At 62.1% G+C, this 15,766-nt stretch carries 5 protein-coding genes and 6 pseudogenes; 7 read left to right on the top strand and 4 right to left on the bottom strand.

The window, feature by feature from the left end:
* Positions 1-105: 105 nt before the first annotated feature.
* A pseudogene (locus tag G6N13_RS12110) lies at positions 106-489 on the top strand (transposase); the annotation flags it as partial.
* Positions 490-835: 346 nt separating this feature from the next.
* Positions 836-2,078: pseudogene (locus G6N13_RS12105) on the top strand (IS4 family transposase).
* 467 nt (positions 2,079-2,545) lie between these two features.
* On the opposite strand, the gene G6N13_RS12100 reads toward G6N13_RS12105, so the two are convergent.
* Together G6N13_RS12100 and G6N13_RS12095 are read right to left on the bottom strand one after the other, a co-directional pair.
* Positions 2,546-3,805 carry a phenylacetate--CoA ligase family protein gene (locus G6N13_RS12100; RefSeq protein WP_163697296.1) on the bottom strand — a complete coding sequence of 420 codons (1,260 nt, stop codon included), beginning with the start codon at positions 3,803-3,805 and terminating at the stop codon, positions 2,546-2,548.
* 414 nt (positions 3,806-4,219) lie between these two features.
* Positions 4,220-4,837, bottom strand: coding sequence for an FkbM family methyltransferase (locus tag G6N13_RS12095; RefSeq protein WP_235678068.1), 618 nt, complete (start codon positions 4,835-4,837; stop codon positions 4,220-4,222).
* A 340-nt stretch (positions 4,838-5,177) separates the two neighbouring features.
* Here G6N13_RS12095 and G6N13_RS12090 point away from each other — a divergent pair.
* Positions 5,178-6,149: pseudogene (locus G6N13_RS12090) on the top strand (ISL3 family transposase); the annotation flags it as partial.
* Between the two features lie 192 nt (positions 6,150-6,341).
* Here G6N13_RS12090 and G6N13_RS12085 read toward each other — a convergent pair.
* Positions 6,342-7,745: pseudogene (locus G6N13_RS12085) on the bottom strand (IS1380 family transposase).
* A gap of 293 nt (positions 7,746-8,038) precedes the next feature.
* A complete protein-coding gene (locus tag G6N13_RS12080) occupies positions 8,039-9,436 on the bottom strand; it encodes an IS1380 family transposase (RefSeq protein ID WP_163697292.1) in 1,398 nt (465 codons plus the stop codon).
* 239 nt (positions 9,437-9,675) lie between these two features.
* On the opposite strand from G6N13_RS12080, the pseudogene G6N13_RS12075 reads away from it, so the two are divergent.
* From G6N13_RS12075 to G6N13_RS26360, 4 genes and pseudogenes are all read left to right on the top strand, one after another.
* Positions 9,676-10,901: pseudogene (locus G6N13_RS12075) on the top strand (IS3 family transposase).
* Positions 10,902-11,103: 202 nt separating this feature from the next.
* A complete protein-coding gene (locus G6N13_RS12070) occupies positions 11,104-12,657 on the top strand; it encodes an O-antigen ligase family protein (protein WP_163697290.1) in 1,554 nt (517 codons plus the stop codon).
* 40 nt (positions 12,658-12,697) lie between these two features.
* Positions 12,698-13,831: a glycosyltransferase gene (locus G6N13_RS12065; RefSeq protein WP_235678009.1), complete on the top strand. Its 1,134-nt coding sequence runs from the start codon at positions 12,698-12,700 to the stop codon at positions 13,829-13,831.
* Positions 13,832-14,052: 221 nt separating this feature from the next.
* Positions 14,053-15,698 (top strand): annotated as a pseudogene (locus G6N13_RS26360) (IS1634 family transposase).
* Positions 15,699-15,766 lie beyond the last annotated feature (68 nt).

The raw sequence follows: 15,766 nt of genomic DNA, 5'->3' as shown, positions 1-15,766 counted from the left end.
CCTTGGCGAGGGGCGTGAAAGTGGGCGCACTTCCCGAGGATGATCTGAAGTCCAAGGTTCTCTGATCAAGACCGGCGTTGACGCGCTGGTTGGGAAGGTACGCCCATGCTCACGGTAGTTCACGACACGGAATGCTCCAACGAGAAGAACGCCGGTGTCGGTCGGTCGTTGCTCGATGAGATTGTCCGCGACGGCGCGCGGCAGATGCTCGCGACGGCGTTGGCCGCCGAAGTGGCCGCCTACATCGATGCCCATGCCGGTGAGGTCGACGAGCACGGCCGGCGTCCGGTGGTCTGCAACGGCTACCACCGCGAGCGTGACGTGCTGACCGCGGCGGGCGCGGTCACGGTGACGGCGCCGCGGGTCAACGACAAGCGCGTCGACGCCGATACCGCAGAGCGACAACGGTTCGCCTCGGCGATCCTGCCCGCCTGGTCACGCAAGTCGCCGCAGATGACCGAGGTACTCCCGCTGCTGTACTTGCATGGCGCTGGGCAGCGATCATCGCCACCGCCTGGCAGACCATCCGCACAGCCTTCGACTGACACCGGATCAACCGATCCGTCGACCACGAAAGACCCACTGGCACTGGGAAAGCCCGCACCACCCGGCGACACGGGGCCATCAAACACGGCCCCACCACAAAACCCAATGCCGTTAACTTTAGCGTCGTCGCAGGTCAGCGGGATTAGGATCGAAAGCTGTTGCTGTAGAGCGTGTTCAGTGGATGTGAACGGTGCCGATCGAGCGAAGGTGATGTGTTGGCCGGCACGTTCTTCGCGCCTCAGATTGGCTCCTAGAAGTATTGCGCTGCAAAGGATTACGCATCACACTTATTCGTGTGGTCGACGAGGGTGCCGGTGGTGAAAGCGGTCGTAGGGACCGGTTGACCGACCGGATCGGCTTGGGTGTGCTGACCAGGCTGGTGCACCGCGATCTCGTCGACGAGGTGCTCGCCGACACCGGCCGCACCGAACGGCGCCGTCGGCTGCTGCCGCCCGGGTGGTCGCCTACTTCGTGCTGGCTATGACGTTGTTCTTCGACGACGCCTACGAAGAGGTAATGCGCAAACTCGTCGACGGGTTGCGGTTTCTGCGGTCCTGGGACGAGGACTGGCAGCTGCCCACCTCCTCAGCGCTGTGCCAAGCCCGGGCCCGGCTGGGTGCCGAACCGATCCGCGAGCTCTACGCGCGGGTCGCCCGGCCGCTGGCCGGGGCAGGCACGCCGGGCGCGTGGCTGGGGGATCTGCGGGTGATGGCCATCGACGGCGTCCAACTCGACGTTCCCGACACCGCCGACAACGAAGACGCCTTCGGTCGCGGTGTCAGCCAGGGCCTGGACGCCCCCTACCCGAAGGTCAAGGTGCTCGGACTGGGCGAATGCGGCACCCACGCGGTGATCGACGCCCACCTCGGTGGCGTCCTCGTCGACGAGCGTGAACTCGCCCGCCCCTTGCTGGCCAGTGTCGAACCCGGGATGCTCGTGCTTGCCGACCGCGGGTTCTACAGCCGCGAATTCTGGCAGGAGGCCACTGCGACCGGCGCCGAATTGCTGTGGCGGGTGCAGTCAGCACTGAAATTGCACGTAGTCACCGACCTGGCTGACGGCTCGTATCTGAGCGTGCTGCTGACCACCATCGAACGTCAACGCCTGCGACGCCACGAGGCCCGCGGCCTGCACGCCGTCCCTCGGGCCCCATGGTGCGCGTCATCGAGTACGACATCACCAACCGCGAGACCCACAGCGGATCGCCCATCCGGCTGATCACCACCATCCTCGATCCGGAGCTAGCCTCCGCCACCGAGCTCGCCGCGGTCTATCACCAACGCTGGGAATTCGAATCCAGCCTCGCCGAGATCGAAACCCGCCAACGCGGCAGCTACCGGGTCCTGCGCTCGCACAGCCCCGAGATGGTGCGCCAAGAGATCTGGGCGCTGTTGTTGACCCACTACGCGATCCGCGCGCTGATGTATGAGGCCACCAACCCCGACGGACTCGACCCGCTACGGATGTCGTTCATCCGCACCCTGCGCATCGTCCGCCGCCACGTCACCGGGCAGGCGGGTTTTTCCCCCTAACCGACTCGCCACCAGCCTGCGTCACGCCGTCGCCGAGATCCTCCAGCGACCCAACCCGGCCAGACGGCACCGCACCTACCCCCGCGTCACCAAACGAGCCAGCGGCACAAAGTTTCCGCGAAAAACCCTGGACCACAAAAACATCAGACACCGAGGGCCACCCGACATCCGACTCACCCGCCTACAAAGTTAACGGCATTGCCACAAAACCCGGGTCCATCAACAAACCCCAGCCCCGACTCCCACCACATCACCCTCGACGAAAAATCGAGGCTAGTTTGATAAAAGTCAGGGCTGTCGCGCCTGCGCCACCGAGCACGACACCACGCCGACCCCAGCCGGACTGATCGCATTGACGGTCAACGAGTTTCGCGGACTTTTCGGGCACTTCGCGTGGGCTCATAGAACGAAGCCGGCGCGCGTACCAGCTCAAGCCACTCATCAGAAACCCCTCGGAAGTGTTGGAGTCAGGTGGTGGTATTGCCAGACATGCCGACCACGGCAACGAATTTACCGCTGGCAGTTCGTGGAATGCGATCAACATATTCCACCGCTATATCGATCACATGCCCCAGCCGCTCGCGCGCGTGACACAGCAGGATCTGTTCGTCATTCGGTGTGTAGCCGTGCTCACGAACAATCTTCAGAACCACACGTTGCGCTGATTCTTGGACGATCTGGCTCTCGACAATATGGTGAACGCCCTTGTAGATCAGCGACAACGCTGCTGTTCCGGCAATCTTGCCATCGGGAGTAACCACTTGAGAGTCCAAACGCCCCTGGATCTGGCTGACGACAGGTAATGAACTGCGGCCACAGGGGCAGGCGGTTTCTTGCTCCAACGTAGCTGCGTCGCCTGTCCGATAGCGAAGCAGCGGGAAAGCGTGGTTGAACAACGGCGTTCCGATGATCTCGCCACCCTCGCCGAATTCGACCACTGCGTAGTCCGGCAGGACGTGATAACGGCCTTGTTCACACGACGAAATCGCTGCTGCGCGTTCGGAAGTTCCGTAGTGGTCGAAGACAGGCGCGCAGTAAAAATCTTCAAAGACCCGGCGATAAGAATCGAGGACCATTTCCGATGACGTGAAAACTGCTTTCACTGGGAGGTGCTCGATGCCGCAGCTGCGCAGCAACCGTGCCAATACCGCCAGCGAATTGGGGTAGCCTTCGACAGCTTGTGGCGCGAACGCGGATAACGCAGTCGCATAGTCGGAGGCGGTTCGTGGCCCCAAGTGGTGACTAGACATCACGAGCTGACGTTCGGCGGGGTCGTAACGCCAGTAGGGGGGTGTGGTGCGCGTGATCGAAACCGGCACCTCACCGCGAAGTGTCACCCGACGGTCGTGGAAAGAGAAGCCAGCCCAACGTCTCTGGCGCCACAGAGTGGCGTTCTCGAAATTGATGGCCGGCAGATCCCGCCAACAGACCAGTGGTGTGCCGGTCGTCCCGCTGGTACAAGTCTCATGAAGTAACCACCGATGCATGCGGGTGTTGAGGAACTTCTCGGGATCTCGGCGGATCTCGGATTTCTCCAACGGCGGGACACGAGAAAGCATGTCGTTCGGGCTCAGCCGATCGAGATCGAGGCCCTCATGACGGAAAAGATCGACATAGTACGGGACGCTCGTCGAACAGATCCGCAGTAGTTGCTCAAGCTGCTTGGACTGGTAGGCCGCCATGCGGCCTGGCGACCATTGCTCCCGACTCTCCATCTCATGCAGCATCCGGCGAAAAGTCCGCCCTTGCCTCAAAGCTCGCCAAGCGACACTGCGTAAAGACCGCCATGGTGAGACCGATGTCCCGATAAGAGTTCGCTCACCGTGCGTCACGTCGAATTATTCTAGACGTTCTCCGGATCGCTGCGGTCGGAGAGTAGGTGCGGGCGGGAAGGGGGCGACAGTATTACGCGGGGCGTTGAGCGAGGCGCGGTAGATGGTGGTTCTGGCGAGCGGGTGCTGGTAACCACTATGGCTGGGGGAAGTCGATGGCGAGCAATGCCGTGGGCGCTGTTCGCCGATCTGGAGATCGCCCGTTCGCATTCACGGGACTCGCCCCTTCCGCTTAGCGTGGCATTTCCCACGAAAGCGGTGGAGGCTGTGATCAGCCACTATCAATGAAGAAGGCAACACCTCATGATCCTAGGCTGGGCCACGAGAGGCAAATATGTAGTAGTCCTCCCACGGAGCTGCGGGATTTGGGGGTAACGACGTCAAGCGAAAGTTCTGCTCTTTGAGATAATCATAGGTCTTCCGGTAAGTTCGCTGTGCCGGAATTCCAGTGAAATCATGACACGATATACACATATTTTCAATGTTCTTGATCGACGGGCCAAGGCCGACGAGTGCGTCATATTCAGCTCCCTCGATGTTCAATTTCATATACGACACGGTATCGATCTTGTACTGGCGCGATATTGCAGGTAATGTCTTACAGCGAACAGTCACGGATGCCCCGCCGACCGTCGCAACCGTAGAATTCATCAATGCCCCAGGTTCAACGATATCCAGTTGAATCACGCCTTCTTCGGCCCCAACCGCGGCAGCTACAACTTCTACATTCTGATGCTTCAATTCCGCAACCTGCTTCTCCAAGCGGCGAATTGCGGTCGGATCGGCCTCTACCGCGATCACCCGTCCAGACTTGCCGACAGCATTCGACAACAAGCCCACCTCAGTGCCGACGCCCGCGCCGATTTCCAAGATTGTGTCTCCGCTCTGCGGAGTGTACGCATAGAGATAGGAAGCGATATTTTTCATTGTCACCCGCCTTGGGCTAACAATGGGTGCGTGCCAGTACAGACAACCACCTGCCCACTTGAACCTCCAGTCCTCCCCATCCCACCGCACAGATGTCAGGCGCCGGTCGCGCAGGGAAGTGGCTAAACTTGCCAGCAGAGCGGCTAGCGTCCGCATACGGAGTGCGATCAACACGTTCAATAGGCGAATGAATAACCTCTTCACGGCAGCTACCCCCCATCCCGTCGTCAACAGTGTGCAGATTAACGGGCTCTTCCGGAAATGGAGTGCAGCTGAGGGCGCGGCGATTCCGGCGATGGGGTCGTGTCGGTGAGCTGAAACGGGCCCCGGTAGGCAGATGATGCAGGTTCCCACGCCTTGCGTCTACCTTCCGGGGAGCCCCGTGTCTGAGATTACGTCGTCTTCTGCTGCTGTCGTTGCCGACACGATCGTGCGGACCGTCGAACTCGGTGTGACGATCACCGACGCCGCCCTCGACGGCGAGGCCATGGTGGTGTTCTGCAACCTGCTCGACGACGGCCAACGCGGGTGTCCAGACTGCGGTGCCGATACCCGCTACCGCGACACTGTGATCCGCCGCGTCACCGACGTGCCCGTGGTCGGGCACCCGCTTCGGCTGCACGTTCGGGTGCCGCGCTACCGATGCGTCAACACCTCCTGCGATCGAGAAGTGTTCGCCCACAACACCGATCGCCTCGCCCGCCGCGGCGCCCCGACCACCCGCCGATGCGCCCGCTACATCTGCCGGCGACTGATGATCGACCGGGCCACCGTCGCCGCGGTCGCCCGCGAACTCGGGTTGTCCTGGGACACCGTCAACTCCATCGCTATGGACGCCACCGCGATGATCGTGGCCACCGACACCACCGGACTCGATGGCGTGAGAGTCCTCGGCGTTGACGAGCACCGCTGGTCACACACCCGCCGGCGCGGGGAAGACGGCTACGTCACCGTCATCATCGACCTGACCCCGGTGCTGGACGGGACCGGACGCGCCCGACTGCTCGATCTGGTACTCGGGCATTCAGCGGCAGCGTTGAAGACCTGGCTGGCTGAGCAGAGTTCGGCGTTCCGCGACCAGGTTGAGATCGTGGCCATGGACGGCTTCTCCGGCTACAAGAACGCCGCGACCGACCAGCTGCCCGAAGCCACCCCAGTGATGGACCCCTTCCACGTCGTTGCTCTGGCCGGGGACAAGCTCGACCTATGCCGCCAACGCATCCAGCAGCAGACCTGGGGTCACCGCGGCCGCACCGGGGACCCGCTCTACGGAGTCCGTCGCATCCTACGAACTCGGCTACCGCTGCTCAGCGCTCCTGAGTTCGGACATTTGGCTTAACCTCGATTTTTCGTCGAGTGATGGTGGTGGGAGTCGGGGCTGGGGTTTGTTGATGGACCCGGGTTTTGTGGTGGGGCCGTGTTTGATGGCCCCGTGTCGCCGGGTGGTGCGGGCTTTCCCAGTGCCAGTGGGTCTTTCGTGGTCGACGGATCGGTTGATCCGGTGTCAGTCGAAGGCTGTGCGGATGGTCTGCCAGGCGGTGGCGATGATCGCTGCCCAGCGCCATGTCGCATCGATGCGCAGTCGCAGTTGTCGTGCGCCGCGGGTGATGCGGGCGGCCACGTGCAGGACCCGGTAGCGGAACGTGTTGATTTCGGCGCGGCCGAGTTCGGGATGGGTGGTGAAGCCCAGCAGTCGGGCCCAGGTGACCAGGTCGGCGGCGGTCAGGACGATTTCCACACCAGGCGGCGTTGGCATCGAAGGTGTGGCACGGCAGGTTATGCAGGCCGGTGTTCTTGAGTTCGCGGATGCGGTCGGCGACGCGGGCGTGTTGGCGATGCCGTAGTTCCAGGCCGGCGACGTGGCCGGCCACGACACCGGGCGGTGTGTCGGTGATGAACGCGGTGACCCGCATCCCGTCGGCGTCGGTGAATTGGCACCGGGATGCGGGCGTTCTTTGCGCAGGATCAACCGGGTGCCGGTCGGCCAGGTCGACAGGTTGACCAAGGTGGTGGCCTCGGCGACCCAGGCGCGGTCACGGATACCACCGTCGGTGTCGATCGCCGGATACCACCCCTGGCCGAGGTTGAGGGTGTCCACCGCGTCCTGCACCCGCCAGTCCACGGGAAACCCGAACGAGAACCCCACCCCGGCGGCGCGGCAGGCCGTCGCGAAGTCGTGGGTGGCCCCAGCAGTGTCGCAGCGCACCAACACCTTCGGTGCATCCGAATCATCACCGCCTCGCCCCGGGTCTGGACGCCACGCCGCCGGCAGCGACGCCAACGCCTGGTCAAGGACGGTGATGTGGTCGGCGGCGGTGTTGGAGCCCGCGCGACCGGCCCGCAACAATCCGGCCAACGCTTCACCGCCGGAGATTTCGGGGCGATCCAGAAACGCCAGCAGTGGATGCAGGCCGAAGGACTTCTTCCAGGTCGGGGTCGCCGACTCCTTGTTGTCGGACTGATCGATCACCAGCGTCGCGTCGATGTCGATGTGCAACCACTCACCGCTGCACGGCGCTGCACCCGCGGCCCACGCCGCTGCCCTGGCTACACCACGGGCGGTGCGGATCCCGGGCAGGTGCGCGGCATCAATGCGCTCGTCGACCAATCGCCACATCGTGGTGGTCGAGGCCTTCGCGCCGAACACGTGCTCACGGTCGCCGCACAGCTGTCCTACACCGTCGATGCAGTCCGCACCGTCGGCGACCGCAGCCGCCAGATCGGCGAACACCTCACCAGGGGCGTACACCCACCGGCCGCGGTAGGTATCGGCCAGCACCGCGGTGACCTGCAAGGACAGGCCCGCGAGATCGGCGAGCTCGCGCAGCAAGCCCATCCCAGCATGCGACACGACACCCTGGCCGTCAGCCGACACTTCCACCCGTGATGCCACCGCGACACTCTTCACCTGCGAAGTGCCTTCCCAATGGTTGATCGAACCGTAGACAAGTCCGATTATCCCATGCAGGACAGGCACTTTCGCGTATCTACACCCCAAAACTCACAACATTCCACGAAAAATCCGGGCTAGCCTCGATTTTGCATGCCGGTCGATTTCGGTTGCGGGTTGGGCTGGGGTGGCCGGTTTCTTCGGTCTTTTCGACATGGGGCGTGTTTGGTCGTCCCGTGTCGTCGGGTTGGGCGGGCTTTCCAAGGGCCGGTAGGTCTTTCGTAGTCGTTGGGACAGGTCGGTGCGGGGATTCAGGGGAAGGCGTCGCGGAGTCGGTGCCAGGCGGCGGTGATGGCTGCCGCCCAGCGCCAGGTGGCGTCGATGCGCAGCCGGATTTGGCGGGCGCCTTTGGTGATGCGGGCGGCCACGTGCAGGACCCGATAGCGGAAGGTGTCGATCTCGCAGGTGGCCAGATCAGGATGCTCGGTGAAGCCGATCAATGTGGCCCATGCCACGAGGTCGGTGGCGGCGAGGATGATTTCGAGCCAGGCATTGTTGGCGTCGAAACCGTGGCAGGGTAGGTTTCGCAGCCCGGTGGCCTTGGCCTCGCGGATGCGGTCTTCGACGCGGGCGTGTTGGCGGTGACGTAATTCCAGACCGGCGAGTTGCCCGTCGATGACGCCGTTGGGTGTGTCGGTGATGAAGGCGGTGACCCGCATCCCGTCGGCGTCGGTGAAGTTCAGTTGCGCGCCGGGATGGGGACGTTCCTTGCGCAGGATCAGCCGGGTGCCGGCCGGCCAGCCGCTCAGGTCGACCAGGCCGGTGGCCTCGGCGATCCACGCGCCGTCGCGGATCCCGCCGCCGGAGTCGATCGCCGGATACCAGGCGTCGGCGAGGTTGAGGGTGTCGACCGCGTCGCGTACGCGGGCGTCGACGGCGAACCCGAACGAGAACCCCACGCCTTGGCGGCGGCATTCGGTGGCGAACTTGTGCGTCGCGCCGGCCGAATCCGAACGCACCAGGATCTTTTGGGCGGCGGGGTCGTCGGGGTCGGGTCGGTAGGCGGCCGGCAGCGATTCCAGCGCCCGACCCAACACGGTGATGTGATCGGCGGCGGTGTTGGACCCGGCGTTGCCTGCTCGCAGCAGCCCGGCCAACGCTTCACCGCCGGCGACCTCGGGGCGGTCCAAAAACGCCAGCAGCGGGTGGTGACCATAGGTCTTCTTCCAGGTCGCGGCCGCGTTCTGCTTGTTGTCGGAATGGTCGATAGTGATGGTGGCGTCCATGTCGATGTGCAGCCACCCGTCGCCGGCGGGCGCGGCCCCGGCGGCCCACGCCGCGGCCCGCGCATCCGATCGCGCCGCACGGATTGCGGGCAGGTGGGCGGCGTCGATCCGCTCGTCGACCAGCCGCCACATTGTGGTGGTCGAGGCGGCCGGACCGAACACGTGCTCACGGTCCCCGCACGACTGTCCGACCCCGTCGATGCAGGTCGCGCCGTCGGCGACCGCCGCGGCGAGATCGGCGAACACCGCGCCCGGCGGGTAGATCCACGGGCCCCGATAGGTGTCGGCCAACGCCGCGGTGACCCCTGCCGACAACCCGGACAGCTCCGCCAGTTCCCGCAGCATGCCCATTCCGGCATGGGACACGACACCATGACCGTCCGCAGAGACTTTCACCCGGGAAACCGCTGCGATACTCTTCACCTGCGAAGTGCCTTCCAGCTCGCATCATGGACTCTCGACAAGTCCCATCATGCCTTGCAGGACAGGCACTTTCGCCTATCAACACACTCCGACCAGCGCGTTTTACGAAAAATTCAGGCTAGTAAGCCACTTTGATGCCGAGATTGGCGAGGATCTTGGGCTGAGGCTCGGGGGTTTCGGGCGGAAAGGCTTGGCTGGCAGCGTTGATGACGATGGTCGCCGCGAGATGATCCAGCGCGATGGCAAGGAAAAACTATCCAGAGGAGTTCAAGCGTGACGCGGTCGCGCTTTACCGGGACACCGAGGGTGCGACGATCACGGTGATCGCCGCCGAGCTCGGTGTCAGTGAGGCGACACTGTCGGCGTGGTGCAAGGCGGCCGGGGTGTCGATCCGGCACTGTCGGTCGGCCTCGGCGGCGGCAGCGAGCCCGGGTTGCGAGACTGCGGAGCAGGAGCTGGCCCGGCTGCGGGCTGAGAACAAGGCGTTACGCGCCACGCAGGCCCGGTTGTCCACCGAGCGGGACATTCTGCGGTCGGCGGCGAAATATTTCGCCGGGGAGAGGAACTGGTGAGCCGCTTCCAGTTCGTCGCCGACCACCTGCACGCCTTCGAGGTGAAGTGGCTGTGTGCGCTCGTGGAGGTCGCACGTTCGTCGTTCTACGCATGGCTGGCCGGTGCTGACGGCCGCGCGGCGCGAGGCCGCTGACCAGGTGCTGGCCGAGCGGATCCGGGTGGTGCACGACGAGGACAACACCTACGGGGCACCGCGGATCACCGCCGAGCTCAACGACGGCGTGCCCGACGGTGAGCGGGTCAACCACAAGCGGGTGGCCCGGGTGATGCGCAGCCACGGGATCGCCGGCTACCGGCGCCGCCGGCGTGTGAAAACCACGGTGGCTGATCCGGCCGACCAGAAGGTCCCCGACCTGCTCAACAGGGACTTCACCGCCACGCAGATCAACACCCGCTATGTCGGGGACATCACCTACCTGCCGTTGGCCACCGGCGGCAACCTGTACCTGGCCACGGTGATCGACTGCTGCTCGCGGCGGGTCGCGGGTGGGCGATCGCCGAGCACATGCGCACCGAACTCGTCGCCGACGCCCTGCACGCCGCTACCGCCCTACGGGGCAGCCTGGCCGGTGCTGTGTTCCATGCCGATCACGGAAGTCAACACACCTCAAAGGATTTCGCACGACTCTGCAAAGCTCTTGGAGTTACCCAGTCGATGGGTGGTGTGGGGTCAAGTGCCGATAACGCGCTCGCGGAATCGTTCAACGCCACCCTCAAGCGTGAGGTCCTGCAAGACCGGTCCTGCTGGCCCGACGCGGCGAGTTGCCGCCGCGAGGTGTTCGGCTGGCTGGCCCGCTATCACACCAAACGACGGCACTCCCGATGCCGTCATTCCAGCCCCGCGACCTACGAAAGGAACCTAACGACCACTACACTGCCCGAAGCCGCCTAACCACAAATCCCGTGTCCACTGCATGGGGGCAAGGCCCGACCACGCCCTCACCGACTTTGCCGAGCCCCTGGGACTCGTCCACCTTAAAAATTCCGACGGCCTGAATCTAGGCCACCAGTCTTCGATGCTAATGTCGACCCGCTGGTGCGTTCAGGTATCGAACAGCACGAAGGGATTTGGTACAGCATATGAGTATTGCGCCATGATCGAAAGTAATAGCGCCGTTCTCGGCAAGCGCATTATTACATGGGTTCCAATTCTACTTGCATGCCTATTTATCGGCTTCTACGCCGCCCGTTCGCCTATCATTGGAATACTAGCACTTGGCGGAATAGGGTGCTTAATCGTATATTTTGCCGCACCGAACTGGATGGTTTGGATTGCGCTGTTTTCAGCGTTTGCAACGATGCCTTCCGGTGTGCCTGCAGGCAAACTTGTCGGATCTACCATCATCTATATCTATGAGATTCTCGTATTCTTAGCAATCGCTTTCTTGATTCTCTCCCGGCGAAATCGAACGCCAATTTTTGCGCTTCCAGCGATATATCTTATTTTCGTAGCGTTTTCGATTATCACCGGATTTTTGAATAACAACGAACTTCAATGGATAATTTTCGAAGCGCGGCCCTTAGTAATGATGGCCGCGGGCTTCACGCTTGCGGAATTAGTCATCAGACAAAATCTAGTAGCCCGAGCGGTCAGAGTTATGGTCGTAGTGCTCTGGTTCTCCGCCGCAATGATTGCGGTCGGCAGCATAGCGAGCCTTAGCGTTCAAGGCGGTGAAAAAACGCTCGTCGGTGCAGATGGATCCAAGATCGCCGGGGACGTCCAACGGTTCTTCACCGTGACTCAAGCACCAGCGTTCGCCGTACTGATCGTCCTAATTGTCGTTTCCATAATCACTCGCGTGCGTCCGGCGGCCTGGGTCACGCTAGGTACTCCAGCGCTGATCATTACATTTTTTTCATTTACGAGGTTTTCTTTCCTTGCTGCGTTCGCGGCGGTGGGTATTGCCGGGTTTCTGAGCCCCAGTCGGGCCACCTTTCTTCGACTCGCAAAGATCCTCGGCATTTTCTTGGGTATCGCATGCGTCTTGGCAATTCTATTACAACTGTCTCCAATTTCCTTTGGCAACGGGTGGGTTGGGCAACAGTTTGAAGCGTACCGCACGAGAATCTTTGATGGTTTATTCCTCTTCGTAAACGGAGGGGATATGTCTTATGGCGCCCGGCAGGCGGAGAATGCTCATTTGTGGATTGCGATCCCCGAAGCTCCGATTGTCGGGCATGGCTTTGGGTACGCCTATCAGCCGGCATTCGGACGCGCTAACTCCTTCACCGCCACATACGGTCCCTACTACGCGCACAATTTCTATCTGTGGCTGCTCGCAAAGTCTGGAATTATCGGTTTGGGTGGTTTCGCCCTGTTCGCGCTCATTCCAATCGTCAGAGGACTCCGCACGCCACTAGTCGAAGCGAAGGCCAGCGCAGCTTTTGCCGCCATCTATTTAGCCGTCTGCGTGGTTTCCCCGGCAGGAGAGTCAGGGACGGCAGCAATGGTCTTGGGGATCGCTTTAGGGGCGGCCATGACATTCAGCCGAAAGCCCATCCCTGCACTGCCGTCGTTAATGAGCCAGAACCCTCATTCCTATGGTTCGACATCCCGGCAACTCGCAGGGGGAAACGCTGAAGCGTCCGATCCTTCTGAGCACTTAATTGAGTCTGCGGGCGGTAGCCACAAAGGTTTGGTCTCATGATGAGAACGCGCGAAGCTAGCGGACTGTGGGGTGCTCCGCGTTGACCGTTCCCCTGATCCGAGTGATGTTTGTTGTACCAGATCTCCGAATCGGAGGAGCCGAACGGCACGTCACCACCCTCGCTCCGAAGATGGATTCGACGAGATTCATGCCTTCGGTGATCTGCATCGGAGAGAAAGGCAGATTATTCGATGCGCTGCCGCAGGCTGGCATCGAAGCGGCAGCACTGAATCTGGGCGGTAAGAAGAACGCGTTCCGTGCGCTGCGCCAGTTGGTTTCTAAAATGCGCAGCGCCCGCCCCGACGTGGTGGTGACGCGAGGATACAACGCCGAAGTTTTGGGCCGAATTGCCGCCGTCATTGCTGGCGTAAAACATTCCATCGTTTGGGTGCATTCCGCGGTCGACATCGAGCCACGCAGTTGGATCCGCAAGTCTGCAGATCAATTATTGCTCCCTTGGACTGCTAGCTATTTTGGCGTTGCAGAAGCACAGAGGGGCTATATTGTCGACGGTCTTGACTGCCCGGACGACAAGGTGCGAATAATCCACAATGGGGTCGAACTTGATCTATTCGATACAACGACCGACCGAAGCATCCTCGCTGAATTTGGTATTGACTGCCTTGGTGATCCTGTGGTTGGCATTGTTGCGTCACTGCGTCCTGAAAAGGGTCACGTAACGCTGCTTCATGCCGCCCGCATTGTGCTGAACGACGTACCCAGATTAAGACTTCTCATTGTTGGGGACGGTGCGATTCGCGCCGAGCTCGAGGCGCTCTGCGCTAATCTCGGTATCGCGAACAACGTGTGCTTTTGCGGCGCGCGTAGTGATATCGGACAAGTTTTACGAGCAATGGATGTTTTCACGCTGAGTTCTAACACCGAATGCTTCCCCATCTCCGTTCTGGAAGCGATGGCCTGCGCTCGGCCAGTCGTCTGTACTGATGTGGGTGGGATTAGTGAGGTGGTTGAGGACGGAGTTTCAGGCTATCTCGTACCGCCGCAAGACCCCGCCCAGCTCGCAGCTCGGTTGAAGGAGTTGCTGTCGAACCCTGCTCTTGCACTGCGCATGGGACAGGCGGCTCGGCTTCGAATCGAGGCGGAGTTCAGTTTGGAACGAAGTGTCGTGGCGACCGAACGTGCGATTGAAGACATCGTTTACGGCCGGAACTAACCCCAATGCCGCGCAGTTAAGCGTGTGATTGTTGGGGCAATTGTGACACGCCGAGGTGATCCTGACTTAGGTCATGGTCGGCTTGTTTCTGATTCCGGGATCCGTTGACCTGACTTGGGTCACATTGGACTGTTCCTTGAAGTACTGAGTCGTTGACCTGCGGTGATGGTTTCGCTTAGTGCGCCCGCAAGGCACTAATTCGCCTCGGTAGGCTCGGGCGGGTGGTGTGGATTCGGCGGGTGCGTACTGCCTCGGGTGCCACTGCGGTGCAGATCGCTGAATTCGTGGACGGTCGCCGGCGGATCGTCCGTCATGTGGGCTCGGCCCGCGATGACGCCGAACTCGGACTACTCATCGAGCAGGCTCGCCGGTTGTTGACCGATGATGCCCAGCGGGAACTGGATCTGGGCATCACCCCGAAAGCCGTGAAGGTCGAGATGGTGCCGCCGCCGGCCGCGGGCCTGTTCGCCGATTCTGGTGCTGGGCCCGGCCCGCGGCAACTGGTGGCCCGGGCTCACGTCCTGAAGTCCTGCAGCGGATTGCTCTACGAAGCTCTGGCCGGGGTGTATGCCTATCTGGGCTTCGACGACGCGGTCGACGATGAGGTTTTCCGGGATCTGGTGATCGCCCGCGTGGTGGAACCGACCAGCCTCCTCGATGTCGATCGAGTCCTGGCCGAGATGGGTCGCACCTCGGCGTCGTTGTCGACACGTAAACGGACGCTGCGCCGCGCCTCTGCCGGTGGTTACCGTGAACGGATAGCCGCCGCGTGCTTCCAAACGGCTTGCACCACAGGCGATCTGAGCCTGGTGCTCTACGACGTCACCACCCTGTACTTCGAGGCCGACAAAGAAGACGACCTGCGCAAAGTCGGCTACTCCAAGGAACGCCGCGTCGACCCGCAGATCGTGGTCGGGCTGTTGGTCGACCGGCAAGGTTTCCCGCTGGAGATCGGCTGCTTTGAGGGCAACAAGGCCGAGACCCTGACCATCGTGCCGATCGTGACCGCCTTCCAGCAGCGGCATGCAATCACCGACATGGTCGTCGTCGCCGATGCCGGCATGCTCTCGGCCACGAACCTGCGTGACCTTGATGAGGCCGGGTTGCGATTCATCGTCGGATCCAGAGTCACCAAAGCCCCGGGCGATCTGACATCGCACTTCCATTGGCACGGCAACCTTTTCACCGACGGCCAGATCATCGACACCATCACCCCACGCGATCAGCGCGGCACCACCACCAAGACCAGCGACCCGAAACTCAAAGCCGAACCCATCTGGAACCCGACGACACACCCGAAATCGTGGCGAGCGGTATGGGCCTACTCGACCAAACGGGCGGTCCGCGACACCAAGACACTGAACCTGCAGGAACACAAGGCCCGCGCAGTCGTCGCCGGCGACAAGACAGCCCGCACACCACGATTCGTCACAGTCCGAAACGGGGCCCGTACCCTCGACGAAGCTCCCTGCAGCGCGCACGCCATCTGGTCGGCCTCAAAGGCTATGTCACCAACATCGACACCACGCTCATGCCCGCCACCGAGATCATCTCCAGCTACCACGACCTGTGGCGAGTCGAGCAGTCCTTCCGGATGTCGAAATCCGACCTCGCCGCCCGGCCCATGTTTGCCCGCACCCGCGACGCCATCGAAGCCCACCTCACCATCGTGTTCACCGCCCTGGCCCTCAGCCGCGAAATCCAGACCCGAACCGGGCTCTCGCTACGGCGATTCCTGCGCACCCTCAAACCCCTGCGCAACGCCACCATCGACATCAACGCCGTCATCGCCACCTACCCGCCAGCAATAAACCCCGAGGTCGAGACGATCCTCAACGCCCTGAAGACCGAAAAATCAAGGCACTAAGCCAAATGACCCAACTCGGGAGGTGATCCTGACTTAGGTCATGGTCGGCTTGTTTCTGATTCCGGGAT

Origin of the sequence: Mycolicibacterium sarraceniae (genome assembly GCF_010731875.1) — a bacterium.
Taxonomy (GTDB): Bacteria; Actinomycetota; Actinomycetes; order Mycobacteriales; family Mycobacteriaceae; genus Mycobacterium; species Mycobacterium sarraceniae.
This window is presented reverse-complemented; position numbering and strand designations above follow the sequence as displayed.